The sequence below is a fragment of the Phenylobacterium sp. genome, from assembly GCF_025934275.1.
Lineage (GTDB): Bacteria > Pseudomonadota > Alphaproteobacteria > Caulobacterales > Caulobacteraceae > Phenylobacterium.
In genome coordinates this window covers 1-21,414 of sequence record NZ_JAICYI010000029.1, presented here as the reverse complement: position 1 = coordinate 21,414, position 21,414 = coordinate 1, and the positions used below count along the sequence as shown (strand labels likewise).

Here is a 21,414-nt window from a genome sequence, read left to right as displayed (position 1 = left end):
GCGCGCTTTCCGTTATGGCGAGGGGGTTCGGCGCGGGTGTCCCGGCTGGTGATGAAATTCGGCGGGACGTCGGTCGCGGACCTGGAGCGCATCCGCCGCGTCGCGCGCCTGGTGGGCCGCGAGGTGGAGGCCGGCCACCAGGTGGCGGTGGTGGTCTCGGCCATGGCCGGCAAGACCAACGAGCTGGTGGCCTGGACCGACGGCGCGGGGGCGGCGGGACAGGGGCTCCCAACCTCCGACGACGAGTACGACGTGGTGGTGGCCTCCGGCGAGCAAGTGACGGCCGGATTGCTGGCGATGACGCTGCGCAACATGGGGGTGCGCGCCCGGTCCTGGCTGGGCTGGCAGATCCCGATCATCGCCGACGACGCCCACGGCCGCTCGCGCATAGAGGACATCCCGCCGGAGAAGCTGGGCGGCGCCATCGACAGCGGCGAGGTGGCGGTGGTGGCCGGCTTCCAGGGCGTGACCCGCGACGGCCGCCTGGCGACGCTGGGCCGCGGCGGCTCCGACACCTCGGCGGTGGCGGTGGCCGCGGCGCTGAACGCCGAGCGCTGCGACATCTACACCGACGTGGACGGCGTCTACACCACCGATCCGCGGATCGAGGCGAAGGCGAAGAAGCTCGCCAAGGTCTCCTACGAGGAGATGCTGGAGATGGCCTCGCTGGGCGCCAAGGTGCTGCAGACCCGCTCGGTCGAGCTCGCCATGGCCTACCATGTGCCGGTCCGGGTGCTGTCCAGCTTCGTCGAGCCCGGCAAGGCCGCGGCCGACGGCGGAGAGAGCGCGGGGACCATCGTCTGCGACGAGGAGGAGATCGTGGAAAAGCGGATCGTGAGCGGCGTCGCCTACAGCCGCGACGAGGCGAAGATCAGCCTCTTCGGCCTTCCCGACCATCCGGGGGTCTCCTCCGAGATCTTCGGCGCGCTCGCCGACGCCAACGTCAACGTCGACATGATCGTCCAGAGCCATTCGCGGCGGGCCGACACCGCCAACATGGAGTTCACGGTCGGCAAGCGCGACGCCGCGCGCGCGATGGAGATCGTCCGCCAGGTCCAGCAGAAGATCGGTTTCCAGGGCGCGACCGTCGACGAAGACGTCGCCAAGGTCTCGGTGATCGGGGTCGGCATGCGCAGCCACGCGGGCGTCGCCAAGACCATGTTCGGCGCGCTTGCCGAGAAGGGCGTCAACATCCAGGTGATCTCCACCTCGGAGATCAAGATCAGCGTCCTGATCGATGCGGCCTACACCGAGCTCGCGGTGCGGGCGCTGCACGCGGCCTACGGCCTGGACAAGCTGTAGCTGCAGCGCCGGCGTCGCGAGGTGGATCGTGTCTCAGACTGACTGCGCCGGCGGGCCGTAGTCCGCGACCGTGCGGTCGCTGGTGAGCAGGATGTAACCTTCGCTAATCGCTTGCGCCACGAGCATCCGATCGAATGGATCGCGATGGATCGGCGGTAGTCGAGAAACCGCAGCGGCGTGGGCGCCGGTGATCCCGACTTCGCCATACCCGTTGTCCAGCAGGGCCCGCCGGAGCACATGCGGGTCTGACCTGAAATCCGGACGGCCCAGACCCGATTTGATCGCCACTTCCCAGATGCTCGCGGCGCTGAAGAGCAATTCGTTCCCCTCATCGGAAATCAGGGAAACGGCTTCCCGCGACATCCGCTGAGTGGTTGCGGCGGCGGCCCAGAGGAGCAGGTGCGTATCGAGCAGGAGCTTCATCGGTTGTTGAACAGGCGATCAATCTCTGCCGCGCCCATCGTGTCGAAATCATCGGGCACGCTGATCTGCCCGGCCAGGAAGCCCATGCGTTTGCGGACCGGCGCAGCGGGGGCGTCCACTGGAACAACCTTGACCAGGGGCTTGCCGGCCTTGGCGATGATGAACGGCTCACCGCCGGCCGCACGATCGACCAGCCGTGACAGGTGCGTCTTGGCTTCATGAATGTTGACGGTGCGGGGCGCCATCGATCTTCCTTAGTTTAGTCCGTTAGACTTAGTTCAGTCGTGCCGACCTCGCAAGCCCGCGTCGTCCCGCGGCGGCGAAAGGGCGCCTCGACGTCCACGGGAGTCGCCCGGGGGCGAGAATGCGGATGTCGTGCTCCATCACGCCCGCTCCGCCCGTCCGGTCAGCCTGAAGGCGGCCCAAACCCCGGCCAGGCCCAGGGGGATCACCGACGCGAAGACCCACAGGGCGGAGCCCCTTGCGCTGGCCTGCGTCAGCCCGTTCGAGAATCCGGCGAGGTTGGCCGCCGCGCCTGAGATCGCCGCGCCGACGGCGGCGCCGGTCTGGCGGACGGCGGTGATCGCCGAGGAGCCGATCGCCCGGTCCTCGTCCGCAAGCGCGGCGAGCAGGCGACGGCTCATCAGACTCCACGACCAGCCGAAGGCCGCCCCCAGCAGCGCGCCGCCGAGCGCGATCCACAGGATCGAGACCGCCGGCGTCGCCCAGCTGAGCAGGATGAGGCTCGCGGGCACGCTGAGCGCGCCGATCCGCACCCAGCGGGCGTCCCAGGCCCCGGCCGCATTCGCCACCTGGAAGGCGGCCAGCGTCCAGGCGAGCGACTCGGCGCCGATCAGATAGCCGGCCCAGAGCGGGCTCATGCCGGCCAGCGTCTGCATGATCGGCGGAATGTAGATGGCGAACCCCATGGAGGCGGCGGTGAGCAGGAACATCGCCGCATAGCCGGAGCCGCAGACGGTGGAGAGGTCGCCCGCGCGATGCGGCAGGAGCCGGACCCCCGCCCTGGCGTCGATCCACAGGAGGAGCCCCAGCAGGGCGACGCCCAGGACGATGAAGCCCGCCGCCAGCGCCGGGCTGCGCATGAGGTCGGCCAGGGCGACGGCGCCCACGCCCAAGCCCAACGCGCCGAGCTGCCGCCAGGGGATGCCCGGACCGCCCACGGCGCGCGCGGCGCCGCGCAGCAGGACCGGAGCGGCGGCGCTGAAGGCCAGCGATTGGATGGCGAAGAACCAGAAGACCTCGCGCCAGTGGCCGCCGATGGCGAAGACGCCGCCGATCAGGGGACCGATCAGGGTGGCGATCCCCCAGACGCCGGAGACCGAGGCGAACACCCGCGCCAGGTGCCGCTCGGGAAAGAGCAGCGCGATCGCCACCATGGCGAAGCCCGAGATCCAGCCGGAGCCGAGGCCCTGGATCAGCCGCCCGGCGAGGAACACGCCCACGTCCGGCGCGGCCGCGCTCATCAGGCAGCCGGCCACCATGACGAGGCCCGCCAGCGTGGTGGCCCGGCGCAGGCCGAAGATCTCCGAAAGCCGGCCGGCGCTGGCCCCGGCGAGGATGGCGCCCACCAGATAGCCGGCCGTCGCCCAGCTGAAATAGGAGAGCCCGCCGAGCTCGCGCCCGACGCTCGGCATGATGGTCGAGGTGACGAGGCTGTCGGCCGCATTCAGCCACACGCCCAGGCAGATCAGGGCGAACCGCGGCAGGCGACCCCCGGCCAGGAGGTCGCCCCAGGTGCGCGGACCGTCTTGGGCAAGCTCGACCGCCACGCGCCGTCCTCGCTCCTGATGGAAGGCCCCTCAGATAGGCGCCGGCAAGCGCGGCTTCTAGCGGCGCGCGGCTGCGGCGAGCGGCGACTTGAACCCCGGCGCCCAGTGCGTCGCCGTGCCCGCGGTCACATACCAGGCGAGCAGGGCCGCGCAGATCATAGCGCCGGGGACGTAGGAGTTGGTCCGCCGGTAGGTGACCGCCGCGATCGCCCCGATGCAGGCCAGCAGCGGCACGAACTGGATGGCCACGATGGTGTTGAGCGGCTCGCTCGGCGTCGCCAAGAGCCCAGTCGAGAACAGCGTCGCGTACTCGTAGATCAGCAGCGCCACGAACCCCAGGCACATGGCGAGCTTCCAGGCGCCCGTCTGGAAGAGGAAGCCCTCGCCCCTGACCGCCAGGTTTGCCGCCAGCGCCCGGAGCGAGATCAGCAACGCAATCGCCCAGAGCACGAAGTAGGGGATGGCCATCAGCGCGTGGCGCGGATCGAGCGGCTTCAGGCCGAGCACCCAGAAGCGGTAGTCCACGTGCCAAAGCGCATCGACGATCGCCAGCGAGGCGTAGCCCACCGCCACGGTGATCGCCGAGATGGCGACCGCGGCCGCCCAGCGGTGGGTGAAGGACGGCCGGCCGCCGCGAATCAGCAAGCTGAGGACCAGGGTGACCAGGGCGTTGAGCACCGCCCAGACGATGAGCTGGTTCTGGATGTACTGCGGGAACAGCCGCATGGGGATGAACAGCTGGCCCCACTTCATGAACGGATAATAGGTGAGCGCCGGAATGGCGGCGGTGAGGACAAAGGCCAGCCACCACTTCCAGCCGCGCCGCTCGGCCGCCGGCGTCATCGGCTGGGCGAGGCCCGCGAAGGCCGGCAGCGCGATCAGCACCTCGAAGGTCCCGATCAGGAGCACGATGAGCCCCACGAAGCCCGCGGCCGTGCCGATCTCCTTCCAGAGCCAGATCTGGTCGTTCGGCGGGAGCGGATGGGCTGCGCCTGCGAGCGTCATCTGGAACCAGTCGACGGCGCCGCCCACACCGGCGCGCGAGAAGTGCTCCCAGGGATGGGTGACGGGGGGGTTGAGCAGCCGCCGGGCCGAGCCGTCGGCCAGCGAGCCGTAGGTGCGGCCCACGACCACCGGGCCGGTCACGCCGAAGACCTTGGCCGTCTTGGGCGCGGCGGGCACCAGCGAGCCTTTCGGGACGCCCCACATCAGCTGGGCGAACTCGTCGAACTGGCCTTCCACGACCTCGAGGTCGTGGAAGGCAGGCGGCGCGGCCGCGCCCAGGAAGGCCGGGGTCGAGCCCTCGAAGACAATCGCCTTGTAGCCGTCGGGCATGGCGGCGGCCGCGGTGCTGATCGGCACGCCGCCCATGGAGTGGCCCTCCAGGCCGATGTTGGCCTTGTCGACGAACGGCAGGCTGCGCAGGTAGGCCAGCGCCGCCGGGCCGCCCAGGTCGCGCGGCAGGAAGACCGCGCCCTCGGAATAGCCGTGGCCGGTCATGTCCATCGAGAGCACGACGAAGCCGCGCCGCGACAGCTCGATGGCGAACGGCGACTGCATCTCGCGGGTGTTGATGTAGCCGTGGCTCAGCAGCACCGCCGGCGCCGGATGCTGCGGCGTGGCCGAGGGCGGCACGTAGAGCAGCGCGCTCTGGGTGATCCCCGTCGCGCCCGGGAAGCGGACGTCCTCGACCCTGACCCCGCCCGAGGTCTGGACCGCGTGGGCGAGCAGGCTGCCCGCGACGATCAGCACGAGTCCGAGCGCGAAGAAGCCCCACCTGCGCATGGCCGGTCCCCCGATGTTGCCCCGAGGCGCACGATGGGCCGGAACCGGCTTGCGCTCAAGCTTGGGACTGATCCTACTCTCCCGCGCCGGCGCTTCGGCTGGGCGATCGGGCCGATGCTGGCCGGCAAGCCTGCGATCGAGGTGGACGCCAAGTGGGCTGGCTGGCGGTCGACCTATGGATATGTGGGCGACGTGGCGCACGCCCTGGCGCTGGCGGCGGTGCATCCGGGCGCGACGGGACGGACCTACAACGCCGGCCCGGCCGAGACGCCGGACCACGCCGCCTGGGCCGAGCGCTTTGCAGGGGCGATCGGCTGGCGGGGCAAGCTGCGGCACGCCGCGCGCGAGGACGTCCCGCCACCGCTCCGCGGCGCGCTGGACGGCCTGGACCTCAGCTACCCGCTGGTGATCGACACAAGCCGCATCCGCGCTGAGCTGGACTACGCCGAGATCACGCCGCCGGACGAAGCGCTCGCGCAAACCCTCTCCGACGAACGCGCCCACGCTCCGTCCTGAGCCCAGGGCGCGACTCCCGCGTCGGAAGAGAACCGCGGAAAACGCGGAAAGGCGCGGAAGAACGTTGAAGGCGCAGCGCGCCATCTCGCCCGAGCACCGGGCGCAGGTGGTCAACTATTTGCGTGCGACCGGACTGGAAGTGGGGTTGCTCGTGAACTTCGGCGCAAGTCCCCGCGTCGAAATCGAGCGCTTCGCGCTCACCCCTTCCGTGTCGTCCGCGTTTTCCGCGGTTCCTTTCACCGACGCTTCCCAGCCCAACTAGCGCCGCAGAAAAGCCCAAGCTGCGCCTTTTGCCGGGCGCGGGAGCGCCTACCTAAGCGTCGGGCGCCTGATCGGCGGGCAGATGCGCCAATCGCCGCAAGCAAAGTCTTTCCGTCTCCGTGGCGACACGTAATGCTGCTAGGAGCGCGCCGAGGTTGAGAGGGAGGCTCGAGGGCCTAGGGCAGATGGCGGTTCCGGGCGTTGCGATCCGCGGCCAGCGGAGCCTGCTCAAGCAGATCCGCGAGGCGCTCGCCTCGGGCGGGCCGGCCCAGGCGCGGCTCAACGCGGTGGTGCGCATCATCGCCCGCTCGATGGTGGCCGAGGTCTGCTCGCTCTACATGCGCCGCGCCGGCGGCGAGATGGAGCTGTTCGCCTCGGAAGGCCTGGAACCGAAGGCGGTGCACGTCACCCGCATGAAGCCCGGCGAGGGCCTGGTGGGCGAGATCATGCGCGCGGGCCGGCCGCTCAACCTGGCCGACGCTCCCGAGCACCCGGCCTTCTCCTACCGTCCGGAGACCGGCGAGGATCCCTACCACGCGTTCATGGGCGTGCCGCTGCTGCGCGGCGGCCGGGCGATCGGCGTGCTGGTGGTCCAGAACCGGACCGAGCGCGTCTATACCGACGACGAGGTCGAGGACCTGCAGATCGTCGCCATGGTGCTGGCCGAGATGGTCGCCTCGGGCGAGCTGATCAGCCAGGACGAGCTCAAGGGCGTCGAGATCGCGCCGCACCGGCCGGAGCGGGTGAAGGGCCTGCGATTCTCGGAGGGGCTCGCCTACGGCGTGGCGGTGCTGCACGAGCCGCCGGTCGCCCCCTCGCAGCTCCTGGCCGACGACGTGGTCGCGGAGGAAGCGCGGCTGAAGACCGGCGTCGCGGCGCTGCAGGCGCAGATCGACCAGATGCTGGAGGGCCAGGCGGGCCTCGTCGAGGCGCCTTTCGAGGTGCTCGAGACCTATCGCATGTTCGCCCACGACCGCGGCTGGAACCGCAGCCTGGAGGATGCGGTCCGCAACGGGCTGACCGCCGAGGCGGCCGTCGAGCGGGTCCGCTCCGAGCACCGGGCGCGGCTCGGGCAGGCCCGCGACCCGTACCTGCGCGAGCGGCTGCACGACCTGGAGGACCTCAACGACCGGCTGCTGCGGCACCTTTCCGGCGACGGCCACATGGCGCGCGAGCTGCCGGACAATGCGGTCCTGATCGCCCGCAACCTGGGACCGGCCGACCTCCTGGAATACGACCGCACCAAGCTGCGCGGCCTGCTGCTCGAGGAGGGCTCGGCGGCGAGCCACGCCACGATCGTCGCCCGCGCGCTGGACATCCCGTGCGTCGGGCGGCTGGCCGGCCTGCGCGACCGGGTCTCCGAAGGCGACCCGGTGATCGTCGACGCCGAGACCGGCGAGGCCTACCTGCGGCCCCGGGCGGACGTGGTGAAGGCGATCCATGCCCGCATCGACGTGCGCGCGCAGCGCCGCGCCGAGTTCGCCAAGCTGCGCGAGACCCCGGCCTTCACCCGCGACGGCGGCAAGATCACCATCCTGATGAACGCCGGCCTCGAGGTCGACCTCGACATCCTGGGCGAGACCGGCGCGGAGGGCATCGGCCTGTTCCGCACCGAGTTCCAGTTCATGGTCGCCGAGGAGATGCCGCGGCTGGAGGCGCAGGCCCAGCTCTACGGCCGGGTGATGGACGCGGCCGGCGACCTGCCGGTCACCTTCCGCACCCTCGACCTCGGCGGCGACAAGGTGCTGCCCTACCTGGAAGCCGAGCGGGAGGACAATCCTGCGCTCGGCTGGCGGGCGATCCGCATGGGGCTCGACCGGCCGGCGCTGCTCAGGCTGCAGCTGCGCGCGCTGATCACCGCCGCCCGCGGCCGGCCGCTTCGGGTGATGTTCCCGCTGGTCGCCAGCGTCGACGAATTCCGCGCCGCCCGGGCGCTGGTCGACACCGAGGTCGCCTGGGCGCAGCGCCGCGGCCGCCTGCCGCCGTCGCGCCTCGACGTGGGCGCGATGATCGAGGCGCCCTCGCTGATCTGGCACCTCGACGCGCTGCTGCCGATGACCGACTTCGTCTCGGTCGGGACCAATGACCTGATGCAGTACCTGTTCGCCGCCGACCGCGGCAACCCGCGGGTCTCCGAGCGCTACGACCCCTTATCGCCGCCGGCGCTGCGCGCGCTCGAGCAGATCCAGCGGGCCTGCGCCGAGACCGGCACGCCGGTCAGCGTCTGCGGCGAGATGGCGGGCCGGCCGCTGGAGGCCTTCGTCCTCGTCTCGCTGGGCTTCGAGGCGCTCTCGATGCCCCCCGCCGGGGTCGGGCCGGTGAAGCAGATGGTGCTCTCCTGCGACCGCGAAGCAGCCCGCCGCGGGGTCTCCGCGTTGCTCAAAAGCAGCGCTGGCTCGGTGCGCAACGAAATCGAAACGCTGGCGCGCAAAATCTACTTGGCGATCTGAGGCTTGGACGAATCACGTGACCGAAGACCGCATTGAGCGCCACCGGGGCGCGTGGTACGCGGGGACCAATCCAAGAACTCGCGCGAGTCTCGGGGCATTGGTCCGCCGCGCTCCTGTCGGCGCGACGGCCGCATCGGAGTGTTGACAGCCATGGCGCTCGACACCGGCGGCCTCTCCGATCTTCCGCTGCACGCGCACGACCCGGCCCCGGCCGGCTCGCCGCCGGCCCCCGCCCCCGACCTGCACTCCGGCGCCGACATCGGCGAGGCGCTGCGGCGGGTCCGCGAGCATCGCGGGCTGACGCTCGAGGACCTGGCGGAACACACGCGCGTGCGGGCGAGCTTCCTGGCGGCGCTGGAGCAGATGCGCCTGGAGGCCCTGCCCTCGCGGCCGTTCGTGATCGGCTACATCCGCGCCTACGCCCAGGCGCTCGACCTCGATCCCGACGTCGCCGCCGAGCGGTTCAAGGCCGAGGAGCCGGTGCTGGACGAGCCGCTCGCCGCGCCGATCGGCGTCAGCGAAGAGCGCGATCCTCGGGTGGGCCTGTTCATCGCGGCGGCCTGCGTGATCGTGGCCGCCATCGTCGCCTGGAACGTCGTCCAGCGGATCATGACCGAGACCGCGCCGCCGCCGCCGACCGCCTCGGAGACGGTCGCCGAAAAGGCGCTGGCGCAGGTCAAATCCGGTCCCGTGATGCTCGGCGCGCCGCTGCCGGCCCCGGTCGAATCCACCACGCCGCCGCCCTACGTGACGCCCGGCATCGAGAAGGCGAGGAAGCAGGACGGCACCCTGCTCGATCCCGCCGCGGCGGCCGCCGCCGCCGCCGCCCCATCGAACGCCGCCGTGGACCTGACCCTGCCGGCGACCTTCACGCCGCAAGGCGCGATCTACGGCGCGCCCAAGGGGCAGCCGGCGACCGTGGTCCTGCAGGCCCTGAAGCCGGCGCTGCTGGTGATCCACGGCGCCGACGGCTCGGTCTATTTCGCCCGCCAGCTGGCGCCCGGCGAGGCCTATCGCATCCCGCAGCTGGGCGGCCTGACCGTCGACGTCTCCGAGCCCGAGGCCTTCCAGGCCTTCGTCGGCGGGCAGTCGAAGGGCGTGCTGCCGGCGCCGCTGACGCCGGTCGCCAAGCTGCTGGGCGTGGCGCCCGCGCCGGCCAAGACCGCCCAGGCCGCCGCCCTTGCCCCCAGGCCGCCGGCGCTCAGGGCCGACGCCGCCGCGAAGGCGGTCGCCTCCGGCGCGCACAGGGCCGCGAAGCCGGCCAGCGCGGCGAAACCGGCCGCGGCCAAGCCGGCCGGCCCCGCGAAAGTGCGGCCGCCCGCCGACTCCGAGCTGCCGCCGACCTAGCGCCACGCTTGGGGTCGGCCGGAAAAGCGCCTATTTTCGCGCCGCCATGACCGCCCCCGTCCGCACTGCCGATCCCGCCCACCACCGCCCATGGCGCGCCATCCAGCGGCGGCCGTCGCGCAAGATCCGGGTCGGGAACGTCGAGGTGGGGGGCGACGCTCCGATCACCGTGCAGTCGATGACCAACACGCTGACCGCCGATGCGGGCGCGACCATCGATCAGATCCGCCGGCTCGAGGCGGCGGGCGCCGACATCGTCCGCGTGTCCTGCCCCGACGAGGACTCCACCGCCGCCTTCAAGGCCATCGCCAAGGCCGCCAAGGTCCCGCTGGTGGCCGACATCCACTTCCACTACCGGCGCGCCATCGAGGCGGCCGAGGCGGGCGCCGCGTGCCTGCGGATCAATCCCGGCAACATCGGCTCGTCCCAGCGGGTGCGCGAGGTGATCCAGGCCGCTCGCGACCACGGCTGCTCGATGCGGATCGGCGTCAACGCCGGCTCGCTCGAGCGCGATCTCCTGGAGCGCTACGGCGAGCCCTGTCCCGAGGCGATGGTGGAGAGCGCGCTGTCGCACGCCCGCATCCTGCAGGACCACGACTTCCACGAGTTCAAGATCAGCGTGAAGGCCTCCGACGTGTTCATGACCGTGGCGGCCTACCAGCTGCTCGCCGAGGCCATCGACTGCCCGCTGCACCTGGGCGTCACCGAGGCGGGCGGAACCCGCGTCGGAACCGTGAAGTCATCGATCGGCATGGGCTCGCTGCTGTGGGCCGGCATCGGCGACACCATCCGCGTCTCGCTGGCGGCCGACCCGGTCGAGGAGATCAAGGTCGGCTTCGACATGCTGAAGGCGCTCGGCCTCAGGCACCGCGGCGTGAACATCATCGCCTGCCCGTCCTGCGCCCGGCAGGGGTTCAACGTGATCGAGACGGTGGCCACGCTGGAGGCGCGGCTGGCGCACATCTCAACGCCGATGAGCCTCTCGATCATCGGTTGCGTGGTGAACGGCCCGGGCGAGGCGCTGATGACCGACGTGGGCTTCACCGGCGGCGGCAAGGGCGCCGGCATGGTCTACCTGGCCGGCAAGCCCGACCACAAGATGGACAACGACCGGATGGTCGACCACATCGTCGAGCTGGTGGAAGCCAAGGCCCGCGAGATCGAGGCGGCGAAGCCGGCGGCCCTCGCGGCGGAGTAGCCTGCCTTCCTAAGGGCCGCGACCCAGCGCAGGCCCGGGCTGTGCACCTTAGTGCGCCTCTCGTCAGTTTTCCGACGGAAGGAATTTCCGATGCGGATCCTGATCGTCTTCGGCACGACCGAAGGGCACACCCGCGAAATCTGCCAGTTCGCCGCCCGCGCGCTTCGCGAGGCGGGCCACACCGCGACCGTCGAGGAGGTCAGCACTGACGGATCGGACATGCGCCTCAGCGCCTACGACGGACTCGTGCTGGCTGGCTCGCTGCACGTCGCGCGGTATCAACCCACCTTGACGCGCTTCGCCCAGGCCCATGCCGCCGAGCTTGACGACAAGCCCAACGCCTTCATCTCGGTGTCGCTCTCTGCGGCGGGCGAGAACCCCGACGATTGGGAGGGCCTGGAGCAGTCTCTGGCCCGCTTCGAGCACGAGACAGGGTGGACGCCCCGCCGGGTCCTGCAGGCAGCCGGCGCGATCCGCTATTCCCAGTACGATTTCTTCAAGCGGCTGGCCATCAAGCACATCGCCGCCCGGCGCGGCCGAGAGACGGAGACTTCGCGCGACTACGACCTCACCGACTACGACGCCGTGCGGGCCTTCGTTCTCGATTTCGCCGCCATGGCGGCGCCAGGCGGGGGAGAGAGACCCCAGCGGTCGGCGACGCTGACTCGAAAAGAGAGCGATGGAAGATGACGCCGCCGTCACTCTTGCGCCGGCCCGGCAACCGCGGTTAGGTGACGCTCGCCACAACGGGAGATGCCCATGTCTGCGGACGGCAACTGGAAGATCACCATCAACACGCCGATGGGGGCGCAGACGGTGAACGCCAACATCAAGACCAGCGGCGACACCTTCACCGGCACCACCGAGGGCCAGATGGGCAAGCAGGAAGTCAGCGGGAAGGTGGACGGCAACACCCTCACCTGGAGCGCCAACATCACCCAGCCGATGCCGATGACGCTCGAGTTCACCGCCACCGTCGACGGCGACAAGATGAACGGCAACGTCAAGCTCGGCATGTTCGGCAACGCCCCGCTCACCGGCGAGCGCGTCTAGGCGTCAAGCCGTCCGGAACGGTGAAAGGCCCGCCCCGGCGACGGAGCGGGCCTTTTCCGTGAGCTGCATCCCGGCTCAGGGCCGCGATGACCGCGCCGCGGTCACTTGTTCGGATTGACGCTGCCGGCCGCGCTGTCGGCGGCATGGCCGACGCTGTCGGCCGCCCCCGAGACGCTGTGCGCCGCGCCGGTCACCGCGCTCGTGCGCAGGCTGTCGTTGCGGTTCGCCGACAGCAGGAAGAAGGCCACGATCGCCACCAGGGCCAGCACCGCGATGCCGATGATCACGCCGCCGACGCCAGAGCCTCCGCGCTCGACGACGGTCGTGCCGCTGTCCCGCTCGACCACCCGATCGGTCGAGCCGTCCGGGTGCTCCGTCACTCGTTCAGTCGCCATTTGTGAATCTCCTTGGGTGTCACCTGCGCCGTAACACCCGGAGCGGAGGCCGCGTTCCGACGGCGGCGCTTCACCGCCGCCGCGGCGGGACCACGTCGGCGAACATCTCGTAGCTCTTCCATTTGGGCTCGAGCGGCGGGATTCCCGCCTCCGGCAGATAGGGCGAGGCCGCCTCGAGCTTGAGGTTCGGAACGTAGCGCGGGCAGTTCGGGAAGATGTCGAAAGGCGTCACCTTGACCAGGAGCTGGGCGCCCGGGATCTGCGCGATCAGCGGGTCGTCGCGCACCACCTCGGCCCGGCCGTTCACGCGCAGCCGCTTCGGCGCCTCGCCCATGGCGATGAACAGCAGGCCGACGTGCGGGTTGACGGCGATGTTGCCGAGACTCTTGAACATGCCGTTGCCGTCGTAATCGGGGAAAACGATGAGGTCCGGGCGGGCGATGCGGACGAACCCGGGCGGGCCGCCCTTGAAGGAGCAGTCGGGCCGGCCATGCGCATCGGCCGTGGCCAGGAAGAAGAAGCCGAGGCCGGCGACGAACGCGGCGTCGTCCGCGTTGAACCGGTCGCGGCGCAGCTTCTCTTCGAGGCGGTCGGCGAGCGCGCGGCTGCCGAAGGCGTCCTGAAGCCGCCGATTGCCCTCGTGGTACATGCGCCGCCTCCTGGCCCTGTGCGAAGGCAAGCGCAGCACCTTCCGGCCCGCGCGGAAAGGCGCGTTTGGCGCCGCCCGCGGCTGAGGCTAGAGAAGCGATCCTTCCAACCGGACGTGATCGACCTTGCGACTTCCCCAGGCCCGGCTCGACCAGGTGCTCGACCGCTTCCGCGAGGTGGAGGCGCGGATGGCCGCGGCCACCGACGGAAACGAGATCGTCCGGCTTTCCAAGGAGCACGCGGAGCTGCGGCCGGTCGCCGAGGCGGTGCAGAACCTGGAGCGCGCCCGCGCTGAACTGCCGGAACTCGAGGAGATGGCCGCCTCGGGGGACGCGGACATGGCCGAGCTGGCCGGCGGCGAGCTGATCCAGCTCAGGGACAAGCTGCCGGAGCTCGAGCATCAGGTGGCGCTGCTGCTCGCGCCCAAGGACCGCGACGAGAACGCCTCGGCGATCCTGGAGGTGCGCGCCGGCACCGGCGGCGACGAGGCGGCGCTGTTCGCAGGCGACCTGTTCCGCATGTACCAGCGCTACGCCCAATCCCGAGGCTGGCGGGTGGAGGTCGAGAGCGCCTCCGAGGGCGAAATGGGCGGCTACAAGGAGATCATCGCCTCGATCACCGGCGACGGCGTGTTCGGCCGGCTGAAGTTCGAGAGCGGCGTGCACCGCGTCCAGCGGGTGCCGGAGACGGAGGCGCAGGGGCGCATCCACACCTCCGCCGCCACGGTGGCGGTGCTGCCGGAGCCGGAGGACGTGGACATCGAGATCCGCGACCAGGACCTGCGGATCGACACCTATCGCTCATCCGGCGCGGGCGGGCAGCACGTCAACAAGACCGATTCCGCCGTGCGCATCACCCACCTGCCCAGCGGCATCGTGGTGACCTCGTCGGAGAAGTCGCAGCACCAGAACCGGGCGCGCGCCATGAAGGTGCTGCAGGCCAGGCTCTACGAGCAGCAGCGCGCGGCGGCGGACTCGGCCCGCGCCGAGAACCGCAAGGCCCAGGTGGGCTCCGGAGACCGCTCGGAGCGCATCCGCACCTACAACTTCCCGCAAGGGCGGGTGACCGACCACCGGATCAACCTGACGCTCTACAACCTGCCCAAGGTGCTGGAGGGCGAGGCGCTCGACGACGTGATCGATCCGCTGATCGCCGAGGACCAGGCGGCCCGGCTCGCCGCCCTGGAGGAGGAGCTGGCGTAACGGCTCGCGGCCGGGCGCATCTCGGCCGCGTGACGGACGCGCAAAACTCCGCCCATCTTTCGGCGCGAAGCTCGGCCATGTGCTCCTGGGGGACGCGGGCCAGAATCGGGCGATGGCAGCGAGGATCAGCAGACGCCGGGTGGAGCGGCGCGCGGCGACCTGCGCGCTCGGGCTGCTCGTGGCCTGCGGGCCTCTCGGCTTGCACGCCCAGACCGCACCCGCCAGCCCGGCGCATGCGGCGAGGGCGGATCCGCCGCCGAAAAGGAATACGGTCTCGGAGCTGGTGATCACCGGCGGTGAGCCGACGCAGCCTGGGGCGGTGATGGGCGACATCAAGCCCGAGCTGCAGATCAGCCCGGAGGAGATCCAGTCCTACGGCGTGAGCAGCGTGACCGAGCTGCTCGACGAGCTCGCGCCGCAGATCCGCAGCGACCGCGGGCGCGGAGGCGAAGCCCCGGTGGTGCTGCTGAACGGCCGCCGCATCTCCGGCTTCGGAGAGATCCGCAACATCCCCGCCGAAGCCATCCTGCGGGTCGACATCCTGCCCGAGGAGGCGGCGCTGAAGTACGGCTACGCCGCGAACCAGCGGGTCGTGAACATCGTGCTGCGGCCCGTCTTCCGCGCCTGGACGGCCGAGGGGCAGGCGGGCGCGCCGACCGAGGGCGGCCAGGCGCTCGGCCAGGGCGAGCTCGACCAGGCGCGCATCCGCGGCGACAATCGGCTGAACCTGGACCTGAAGGCGCAGGTCCAGACGGCGCTGACCGAGGCCGAGCGCGATGTCGTTCCGCTGACCGCGGGCGAGGACGGCCGCTTCCGCACGCTGTCGCCCTCCACCCGGCAGTTGGACGCCAACGCCGTCTTTGCGCGCGTCTACGGCCCGATCAGCGCGAGCTTCAACGCGACCCTTGGGGCCACCCACTCGGACTCCCTGCAGGGCCTGCCGCGCGGCGAGGCGCAGGGCGACCCCCTGCGGCAGACCTCCGACTCCTGGACCGCGCACCTGGGCGGCACGCTGAACGGCCAGCTCCGCAAGTGGCGGCTGTCGCTGACCGGCGGCTACGACCACTCCGACAACCTGACCCACAGCGAGGTGGGCGCGGCCGCCGTGGGGCTCGGGCCGGTGGGGGTCGCGGACGACCCGGGCGTGCTGACGCTGGGCGTCGGCGACCGGACCCGCAACGAGGCGCGTTCCCTCTCCGACGGCTTCAACGTGCACTTCCTGGTGGCCGGAAGCGGCGTCTCGCTTCCCGCCGGCGCGGTGTTCACCAGCCTCAAGGTCGGCGATGCGGCGAGCTGGTTCGCCTCCGACGCCCTGCGCGCCGGCCTGCAGCAGAGCGTCTCCTTCTCGCGCAACGACCTCAGCGTCCAAGGCAGTGTCGATGTGCCGATCGCCAGCCGCCGCAACGGCGTCCTGGCCTGGCTCGGCGAGGCGCACCTCAACGCCAACGCCGCGCTCGACCAGCTGTCCGACTTCGGCAGCGTGACCACGCTCGGCTACGGCCTCAACTGGCGCCCGCTCGACGGCCTGGCGGTGATCGCCTCCCACACCCGGGAAGAGGCCGCGCCCAGCTTCCAGCAACTCGGCGCGCCGACGCTGGTCACTCCGGGCGTGCGCATGTTCGACTTCGTCACCGGGACGACCGCCCTGGTGCGCAGCGTCACCGGCGGCAATCCGCTGCTCTCCAGCGACCACCGCGAGGTCACCAAGCTCGGTCTCAACTGGAAGCCGGCCTTCGACCAGGACCTGACGCTTTCGGCCAACTACGTCATCAGCCGGACGGACAATGCGATCTCCACCTTCCCGGCGGTGACCGCCGAGATCGAGGCGGCGTTTCCGGGACGCTTCGTCCGCGACGCGACGGGCGCGCTCGTGCAGGTCGACGAGCGGCCGGTGAATTTCTCCTCGCTCACCAAGTCGGACCTGCGCTGGGGGATCAACTACTCGCGCCCCATCGGGCCGCAGCCGCCGCCGCGCAACTTCGCGCGCCGCGCGGGCGGCGACGGCGCCCGCGCGTTCGGCGGAGCGCCAGGCGGAGGACGCGTCGGCGGGCGCGGCGGCGGGCGCGGCGGCGGTTTCGGAGGTCCGTTCGGCGGCCGCGCGCCGCCGGGACGGGTGACGTTCAGCCTCTATCACACGGTGATCTTCGAGGATCGCACGGTGGTGCGCCCGGGCGGCCCGATCTTCGACCTGCTGCACGGCTCGCCAGGCGCCCAACCGCGCCACGAGATAGAGGCGCAGGGCGGCGTCTACTGGAAGGGCCTGGGCGTGCGGCTCAACGCCGACTGGAAGAGCTCCACCTTCGTCCGCGGCGAGGCCGGCTCGGCGGTGGGCGACCTCGCCTTCTCCGACGTGGCGAAGGTGAACCTGCGGCTGTTCGCCGACCTCGGCCAGGAGCGCGAGCTGGTGGCGAAATATCCGATCCTGCACGGCGCGCGCCTGACGCTGTCGGTCGCCAACCTGTTCGGTGCGCGCCAGCGGGTGCGCGATGCGAGCGGAGCGACGCCGCTGGCCTTCCAGCCGGACATCCTCGATCCGGCCGGGCGCATCGTGCGCCTCTCGTTCCGCAAGGTGTTCGACTGAGCCCGCGCTTGCGCCGCCGGAGGGCAAGGCGCTAGGGACGCCCATGACCGGTCTCCTTGCGGGCATCTTCCGCCATCCCGTGAAGGGCTTCACGCCCGAGCCGCTGCAGAGCGTCGATCTGGCGCCCGGCCGGGGCTTCCCGTTCGACCGCATCTACGCGGTGGAGAACGGCCCCTGCGGCTTCGATGCGGCGCAGCCGGCGTTCGTCCCCAAGCAGAAGTTCACCGTGCTCGCCTCGCTGCCGCGGGTCGCCGCGGTGCGCACCCGCTACCACGAGGCGACCGGCGACCTGGAGGCGGCCGAGCCGGGCGCCGCGCCGTTCTTCGGCCGGCTGGCGGAGGAGACCGGGCGCGCCGCGTTCGCCGCCTGGCTGAGCGGCGTGCTGGGGGAGGATGCGCCAGGGCCGCTGAGCGTGCTCGCCGCGCCGCAGACCTGGCGGTTCACCGACCATCCCCTGGGCCAGGTCTCGGTGGTCAGCCTGGCGAGCGTCGCCGACCTCTCGCGGCGGATGGGCGTGGAGCTCGATCCGCTGCGGTTCCGGGCGAACCTCTACGTGGACGGCTGGCCCGCCTGGGCCGAGCACGGCTGGACCGGCCGCAAGCTGATGCTGGGCTGGGCCGAAGCCGAGGTGTTCAAGCCGATCGTCCGCTGCGCCGCGCCCGACGTGAACCCCGCCACCGCGCAGCGGGACGTCGAGATCACCAAGGCGCTGTTCGACGCCTTCGGGGACATGCACTGCGGCGTCTACGTGCAGGTGACGAAGCCCGGCCGCCTGGGCCTGGGCGACGCCTGCACCGCGCCGCAGGACGAGGCCGTCGCCGCGGGATGAGCCTGACCCTGCTCACCGCCTGGCGGAGCGCCAAGCAGAGGTTGGAGCGGGCCGGGCTGGCCGGGCCGGTGATCGACGCCCGCTTGTTGGTCGAGGCCGCCTGCGAGGCGACCCGCGCCGACATCGTCACCGATCCCCACCGCGAGCTGAGCCCCGAGCAGGAGCGCCGACTCGCCGAGTATCTGGGGCGCCGCGAGCATCGCGAGCCGGTCAGCCACATCCTCGGCCGCAAGGGCTTCTGGAAGATCATGCTGCAGGTGAACGGCGACGTGCTGACGCCGAGACCCGACACCGAGACCGTCGTCGATGCGGCGCTGAAGGGCTTCCCCGAGCATGCGGCGTGGAACGTGCTGGACCTGGGCGTCGGGTCCGGCGCGATCCTGCTGGCCATCCTCGCCGAGCGCCCGGCGGCCAAGGGCCTGGGCGTGGACGTCTCCGAGGAGGCCCTGGCGGTCGCCCGCGACAACGCCGCAGCCCTCGGGCTTGCGGGGCGGCTGGCCCTGATGCGCGGCGACTGGGCGGTGGGCCTTGCCGACGACAGCTTCGACCTGGTGGTCGCCAACCCGCCCTACATCGCCTCGGATGTCATCGCGACCCTGGAGCCGGAGGTCAGCCGCTACGAGCCGCGGCTGGCGCTGGACGGCGGCCCCGACGGGCTCGCCGCCTACCGTATCCTCGCGCCTGAAATCCTGCGGGTGCTGAAGCCCGGCGGCCGCTTCGCCGTGGAGATCGGCTACGACCAGAAGACGGCGGTCGAGGCGCTGTTCCGGGCGGCCGGGGCCGCGGCGTTGACCACCCTTCGCGACCTCGGCGACCGCGACCGCGTCGTCACAGGCGCCAAAAACCCCTTGGAAAGGCAAGCCTGACTCGCTACTTAAGGGGCGTCTCCACCCAAAGCCGGCTTGCGGCCCGAGCGTCCGTCGGACGCGAACCGCCCGGCAGGCGCGACGCTTCTAACAAAGCCTCTCGCTGAAGAGCTTCCGGGCGGAAGACGGGGAACACTAGCGTCTTCACCATTGACAGGGCCGCCGCCCGATCCCGCTGAAGGCCAGCCGACCTCTCGCGAGGCCGCCTGGGGAGCAGCCAACCAAACGGTTACAGAATAATGAGAGATTTCAAGGGTATGAAGCGTCAGCGCGGACGTAACCGCGGTGGTGGAGGCGGCAAGCCGCAGCAGCAGAACGCCAATCGGGCCTTCGATTCCAACGGGCCGGAGGGCATCAAGGTCCGCGGCAACGCCCAGCACGTATTCGAGAAGTACCAGCAGCTGGCGCGCGATGCGAACGCCTCCGGCGACCGGGTGCTGGCCGAGAACTACCTGCAGCACGCCGAGCACTATTTCCGCCTGCTGCGCGCCCTTCAGCCCCAGCGCCCGGCCGCCGAGATCCTCGGCCGCGACCAGTTCGCCTCCGGCTACGACATCGACTTCGAGGACGAAGGCGCCCAGGCGCTGGCCGAGGCGGCCGACGAGGCGGCCGAGGGCGAGGCGGAAGCCGCCGAAGCCCGCGGCGAACGCTGGCGGGACGAGCGGCCGCGCGACGAGCGGCCCAGGGACGAGCGGCCCAGGGACGAGCGGCCGCGCGACGATCGGGGCCGCGACCGGGATCGCCGGGACCGCTGGCGCGACGACCGCCGCGAGCGGGACGATCGGCCCAGGGACGAGCGCCCCCGCGACGAGCGGCCTCGCGACGACCGGCCGCGGGATGAACGGCCGCGGGATGACCGCCCGCGCGACGAGCGGCGCGACCGCTACGAGCGTCGCGACGGCGAGCGCGGCGAGGCGCGCGATCCGCTGGCGGTGGTCGAGCCCCAGGCGGCCGCTCCGCTCGGCGGGGCTGAGGAGCGCGGCTCGCCGGTGCTGCGCGACGCCGAAGGCGGCGAGAGCCACGCGCCGGCCTTCCTGCAATCGCCCGTCCGCCGCGACGGCGATGAGGACGGCGGCCCGGCCCGCCGCCCGCGCCGCCGCAGGGCGCCGCGCAACTTCGAGGGCGAGCCCGGCGGCCGCGCCTCCAACGAGGCGGAAGAGGCCTGAGCCGCGCGGCCGGCGGTTGCCGCCACACTACGTTCGCGGTTAGCTCGCCGCGGAGTGAGATCGTGTCCGACTGTCGTCACGCCGACCAGGAGCATCCCGGGCTGAAGGGCGCCGCGCTTCGTCGGGCCCTGAGCGCAGCCGAGGCGCGCTGCGCGCACACCCAAGAGCGGCTCACCGCGCCGCGCCGCCGCGTGCTCGAGCTCCTGCTCGAGGCCGACCAGCCGATGAAGGCCTATGACCTGATCGCCGCGTACGGCGCGGCCGGCGAGCCGGCCAAGCCGCCCACCGTCTATCGCGCCCTGGACTTCCTCGAGCGGCTCGGCTTCACCCACCGGATCGAGAGCCTGAACGCCTACGTCCCCTGCCGGCTGGACGGGCTGGACCATCGCGCGGCCTTCCTGATCTGCGACTGCTGCGGGGCGGCGGCGGAGTTCGAGCCGGAGTTCAGCGCCGAGCTCACGGCGGCCGCGGCGGCCGGCTACGCGGTCCGCAGCATCACGCTGGAAGCCCGCGGCCTGTGCGCGGCCTGCCGCGATTGAGCCTCCAACCCCGCGGCGGCGGCGCGTTCGCGCATCCCATGCGCCGGCAGATCTTCCTCGATTGCGACGGCGTCCTGGCGGACTTCGACGCCGGCGCCAAGGCCATCCTGGGCATGCCGCCGCAGGCCTTCGAGGCGGCGCACGGGGCGCGGGCGTTCTGGCGCAAGCTGGCGCAGGCGGAGGGGTTCTTCGAGACCCTCGCGCCGATGCCCGACGCCTACGAGCTCTACGAGGCGGTCAAGCACAAGAACCCGATCATCCTGACCGGCATGCCGCGCGGGACCTGGGCCGAGCCGCAGAAGCGGCGCTGGGCGGAGCGCCACTTCCCCGGCGTGCCGGTGATCACCACCATGGCGGCGGTGAAGCACGAGCACCGCCATCCCGGCGACGTGCTGGTCGACGACCGCGACCGCTACCGCCACCTCTGGGAGGCGGAAGGCGGCGTCTTCATCCACCACACCGACGCCCGCAGCTCCATCGCGGCGCTGCGGGCGAAGGGCTATCTCGACTGACCCCGGCTCACCAGAAGATCTCGCGGATCACCTGGACGATGCGGCCGTCGTATTCGTCGACCAGCAGCGCGTCGTCGCCGGCGCGCACCCATTCGTACCCGGGCGGCGGATAGGGCAGGTCGTAGTCCCACCAGTCCTCGATCAGGTAGTCGGGGCTGGTCCAGAAGATCGGCGGCAGGATCTCGCCGAAGGCGAACGCCCTGAACCCGAAGCCGCGCGGCCAGAAGAACCGGCCCCGGTGGAACCGGTGATGGCTCTGGAACACGTGCGGATAGCGGTTCTGGCTCCAGTGGGGGCGGTTGTGGTCCCAGCCGGTGCGGTCGTGCTCCTGCACGAAGCGCTGCCGGTCGCCGGCGCCGGAGCGCTGGTCGAAACGCTGGCCCGGGCGCGCGTCGCGGAAGCGCTCGCCCTGCGGCCGGTTCGGGATCACCTGGGCGCCGGGCCTGCCCCCGCGCCAGCGGTCGTCTTGCGGCCGAACCACCTGCGCCTGCCCCCCCGGAGGGCGGCCGCGCCACTGCGGCGCGGGGCCGCCGCGCTCGCCCTGCCACTGG

General features: G+C 71.6%; 22 protein-coding genes. 15 read left to right on the top strand and 7 right to left on the bottom strand.

Annotated elements, in window-relative coordinates; all coding sequences use genetic code 11:
- The first annotated feature begins 36 nt into the window (after positions 1 to 36).
- Positions 37 to 1,302, top strand: a complete 1,266-nt coding sequence (locus Q0W60_RS09265) for an aspartate kinase (protein ID WP_297694814.1) — start codon at positions 37 to 39, stop codon at positions 1,300 to 1,302.
- A 33-nt stretch (positions 1,303 to 1,335) separates the two neighbouring features.
- On the opposite strand, the gene Q0W60_RS09260 is transcribed toward Q0W60_RS09265, so the two are convergent.
- The 4 genes from Q0W60_RS09260 to Q0W60_RS09245 all read right to left on the bottom strand — a co-directional run bounded on the left by Q0W60_RS09260 (position 1,336) and on the right by Q0W60_RS09245 (position 5,300).
- Positions 1,336 to 1,725, bottom strand: coding sequence for a type II toxin-antitoxin system VapC family toxin (locus tag Q0W60_RS09260; RefSeq protein ID WP_297694812.1), 390 nt, complete (start codon positions 1,723 to 1,725; stop codon positions 1,336 to 1,338).
- On the bottom strand, positions 1,722 to 1,970 hold the full coding sequence (locus tag Q0W60_RS09255) for a type II toxin-antitoxin system prevent-host-death family antitoxin (RefSeq protein WP_297694810.1): 249 nt from the start codon (positions 1,968 to 1,970) through the stop codon (positions 1,722 to 1,724). The genes Q0W60_RS09260 and Q0W60_RS09255 overlap by 4 nt, the downstream gene beginning before the upstream one ends.
- A 138-nt stretch (positions 1,971 to 2,108) precedes the next feature.
- Entirely contained in the window at positions 2,109 to 3,515 is a 1,407-nt protein-coding gene (locus Q0W60_RS09250; protein WP_297694808.1) for an MFS transporter, read from the bottom strand.
- A gap of 57 nt (positions 3,516 to 3,572) precedes the next feature.
- The gene (locus tag Q0W60_RS09245) at positions 3,573 to 5,300 is read right to left on the bottom strand and encodes an alpha/beta fold hydrolase (RefSeq protein ID WP_297694806.1); all 1,728 of its coding nucleotides are present in this window, start codon (positions 5,298 to 5,300) and stop codon (positions 3,573 to 3,575) included.
- Between the two features lie 33 nt (positions 5,301 to 5,333).
- On the opposite strand from Q0W60_RS09245, the gene Q0W60_RS09240 reads away from it, so the two are divergent.
- The 7 genes from Q0W60_RS09240 to Q0W60_RS09210 all read left to right on the top strand — a co-directional run bounded on the left by Q0W60_RS09240 (position 5,334) and on the right by Q0W60_RS09210 (position 12,125).
- The gene (locus Q0W60_RS09240) at positions 5,334 to 5,816 is read left to right on the top strand and encodes a hypothetical protein (protein WP_297694805.1); all 483 of its coding nucleotides are present in this window, start codon (positions 5,334 to 5,336) and stop codon (positions 5,814 to 5,816) included.
- 64 nt (positions 5,817 to 5,880) lie between these two features.
- Entirely contained in the window at positions 5,881 to 6,078 is a 198-nt protein-coding gene (locus Q0W60_RS09235; protein WP_297694804.1) for a GxxExxY protein, read from the top strand.
- A gap of 184 nt (positions 6,079 to 6,262) precedes the next feature.
- On the top strand, positions 6,263 to 8,527 hold the full coding sequence (ptsP, locus tag Q0W60_RS09230; RefSeq protein WP_297694802.1) for a phosphoenolpyruvate--protein phosphotransferase: 2,265 nt from the start codon (positions 6,263 to 6,265) through the stop codon (positions 8,525 to 8,527).
- A gap of 150 nt (positions 8,528 to 8,677) precedes the next feature.
- On the top strand, positions 8,678 to 9,874 hold the full coding sequence (locus Q0W60_RS09225; protein WP_297694800.1) for a helix-turn-helix domain-containing protein: 1,197 nt from the start codon (positions 8,678 to 8,680) through the stop codon (positions 9,872 to 9,874).
- Positions 9,875 to 9,920: 46 nt separating this feature from the next.
- Complete coding sequence (gene ispG, locus Q0W60_RS09220) at positions 9,921 to 11,072, top strand: flavodoxin-dependent (E)-4-hydroxy-3-methylbut-2-enyl-diphosphate synthase (RefSeq protein ID WP_297694798.1); 1,152 nt, start codon at positions 9,921 to 9,923, stop codon at positions 11,070 to 11,072.
- A gap of 90 nt (positions 11,073 to 11,162) precedes the next feature.
- Positions 11,163 to 11,762 carry a flavodoxin domain-containing protein gene (locus Q0W60_RS09215; protein ID WP_297694796.1) on the top strand — a complete coding sequence of 200 codons (600 nt, stop codon included), beginning with the start codon at positions 11,163 to 11,165 and terminating at the stop codon, positions 11,760 to 11,762.
- A gap of 69 nt (positions 11,763 to 11,831) precedes the next feature.
- On the top strand, positions 11,832 to 12,125 hold the full coding sequence (locus Q0W60_RS09210; protein ID WP_297694794.1) for a hypothetical protein: 294 nt from the start codon (positions 11,832 to 11,834) through the stop codon (positions 12,123 to 12,125).
- A gap of 101 nt (positions 12,126 to 12,226) precedes the next feature.
- On the opposite strand, the gene Q0W60_RS09205 is transcribed toward Q0W60_RS09210, so the two are convergent.
- Together Q0W60_RS09205 and Q0W60_RS09200 are read right to left on the bottom strand one after the other, a co-directional pair.
- Complete coding sequence (locus Q0W60_RS09205) at positions 12,227 to 12,520, bottom strand: hypothetical protein (RefSeq protein ID WP_297694792.1); 294 nt, start codon at positions 12,518 to 12,520, stop codon at positions 12,227 to 12,229.
- A 70-nt stretch (positions 12,521 to 12,590) separates the two neighbouring features.
- On the bottom strand, positions 12,591 to 13,169 hold the full coding sequence (locus tag Q0W60_RS09200) for a pyridoxamine 5'-phosphate oxidase family protein (RefSeq protein WP_297694790.1): 579 nt from the start codon (positions 13,167 to 13,169) through the stop codon (positions 12,591 to 12,593).
- Positions 13,170 to 13,293: 124 nt separating this feature from the next.
- Here Q0W60_RS09200 and prfA point away from each other — a divergent pair, with 124 nt between their 5' ends.
- The 7 genes from prfA (at position 13,294) to Q0W60_RS09165 (ending at position 20,863) form a co-directional block, all read left to right on the top strand.
- The gene (prfA, locus tag Q0W60_RS09195; RefSeq protein WP_297694788.1) at positions 13,294 to 14,370 is read left to right on the top strand and encodes a peptide chain release factor 1; all 1,077 of its coding nucleotides are present in this window, start codon (positions 13,294 to 13,296) and stop codon (positions 14,368 to 14,370) included.
- A gap of 112 nt (positions 14,371 to 14,482) precedes the next feature.
- On the top strand, positions 14,483 to 16,951 hold the full coding sequence (locus Q0W60_RS09190; protein WP_297694786.1) for a TonB-dependent receptor: 2,469 nt from the start codon (positions 14,483 to 14,485) through the stop codon (positions 16,949 to 16,951).
- Positions 16,952 to 16,994: 43 nt separating this feature from the next.
- Positions 16,995 to 17,780, top strand: a complete 786-nt coding sequence (locus Q0W60_RS09185; protein ID WP_297694784.1) for an MOSC domain-containing protein — start codon at positions 16,995 to 16,997, stop codon at positions 17,778 to 17,780.
- A complete protein-coding gene (gene prmC / locus Q0W60_RS09180) occupies positions 17,777 to 18,646 on the top strand; it encodes a peptide chain release factor N(5)-glutamine methyltransferase (protein ID WP_297694782.1) in 870 nt (289 codons plus the stop codon). Before Q0W60_RS09185 ends, prmC begins: the two co-directional genes overlap by 4 nt.
- Before the next feature lie 239 nt (positions 18,647 to 18,885).
- The gene (locus tag Q0W60_RS09175) at positions 18,886 to 19,812 is read left to right on the top strand and encodes a DUF4167 domain-containing protein (protein ID WP_297694780.1); all 927 of its coding nucleotides are present in this window, start codon (positions 18,886 to 18,888) and stop codon (positions 19,810 to 19,812) included.
- A 59-nt stretch (positions 19,813 to 19,871) separates the two neighbouring features.
- Positions 19,872 to 20,351, top strand: a complete 480-nt coding sequence (locus Q0W60_RS09170) for a Fur family transcriptional regulator (RefSeq protein WP_297694849.1) — start codon at positions 19,872 to 19,874, stop codon at positions 20,349 to 20,351.
- A gap of 38 nt (positions 20,352 to 20,389) precedes the next feature.
- Entirely contained in the window at positions 20,390 to 20,863 is a 474-nt protein-coding gene (locus Q0W60_RS09165; protein WP_297694778.1) for a hypothetical protein, read from the top strand.
- Between the two features lie 7 nt (positions 20,864 to 20,870).
- Here Q0W60_RS09165 and Q0W60_RS09160 read toward each other — a convergent pair.
- Positions 20,871 to 21,414: RcnB family protein (locus Q0W60_RS09160; protein ID WP_297694776.1), on the bottom strand; the 544-nt coding region annotated here is incomplete at its 5' end.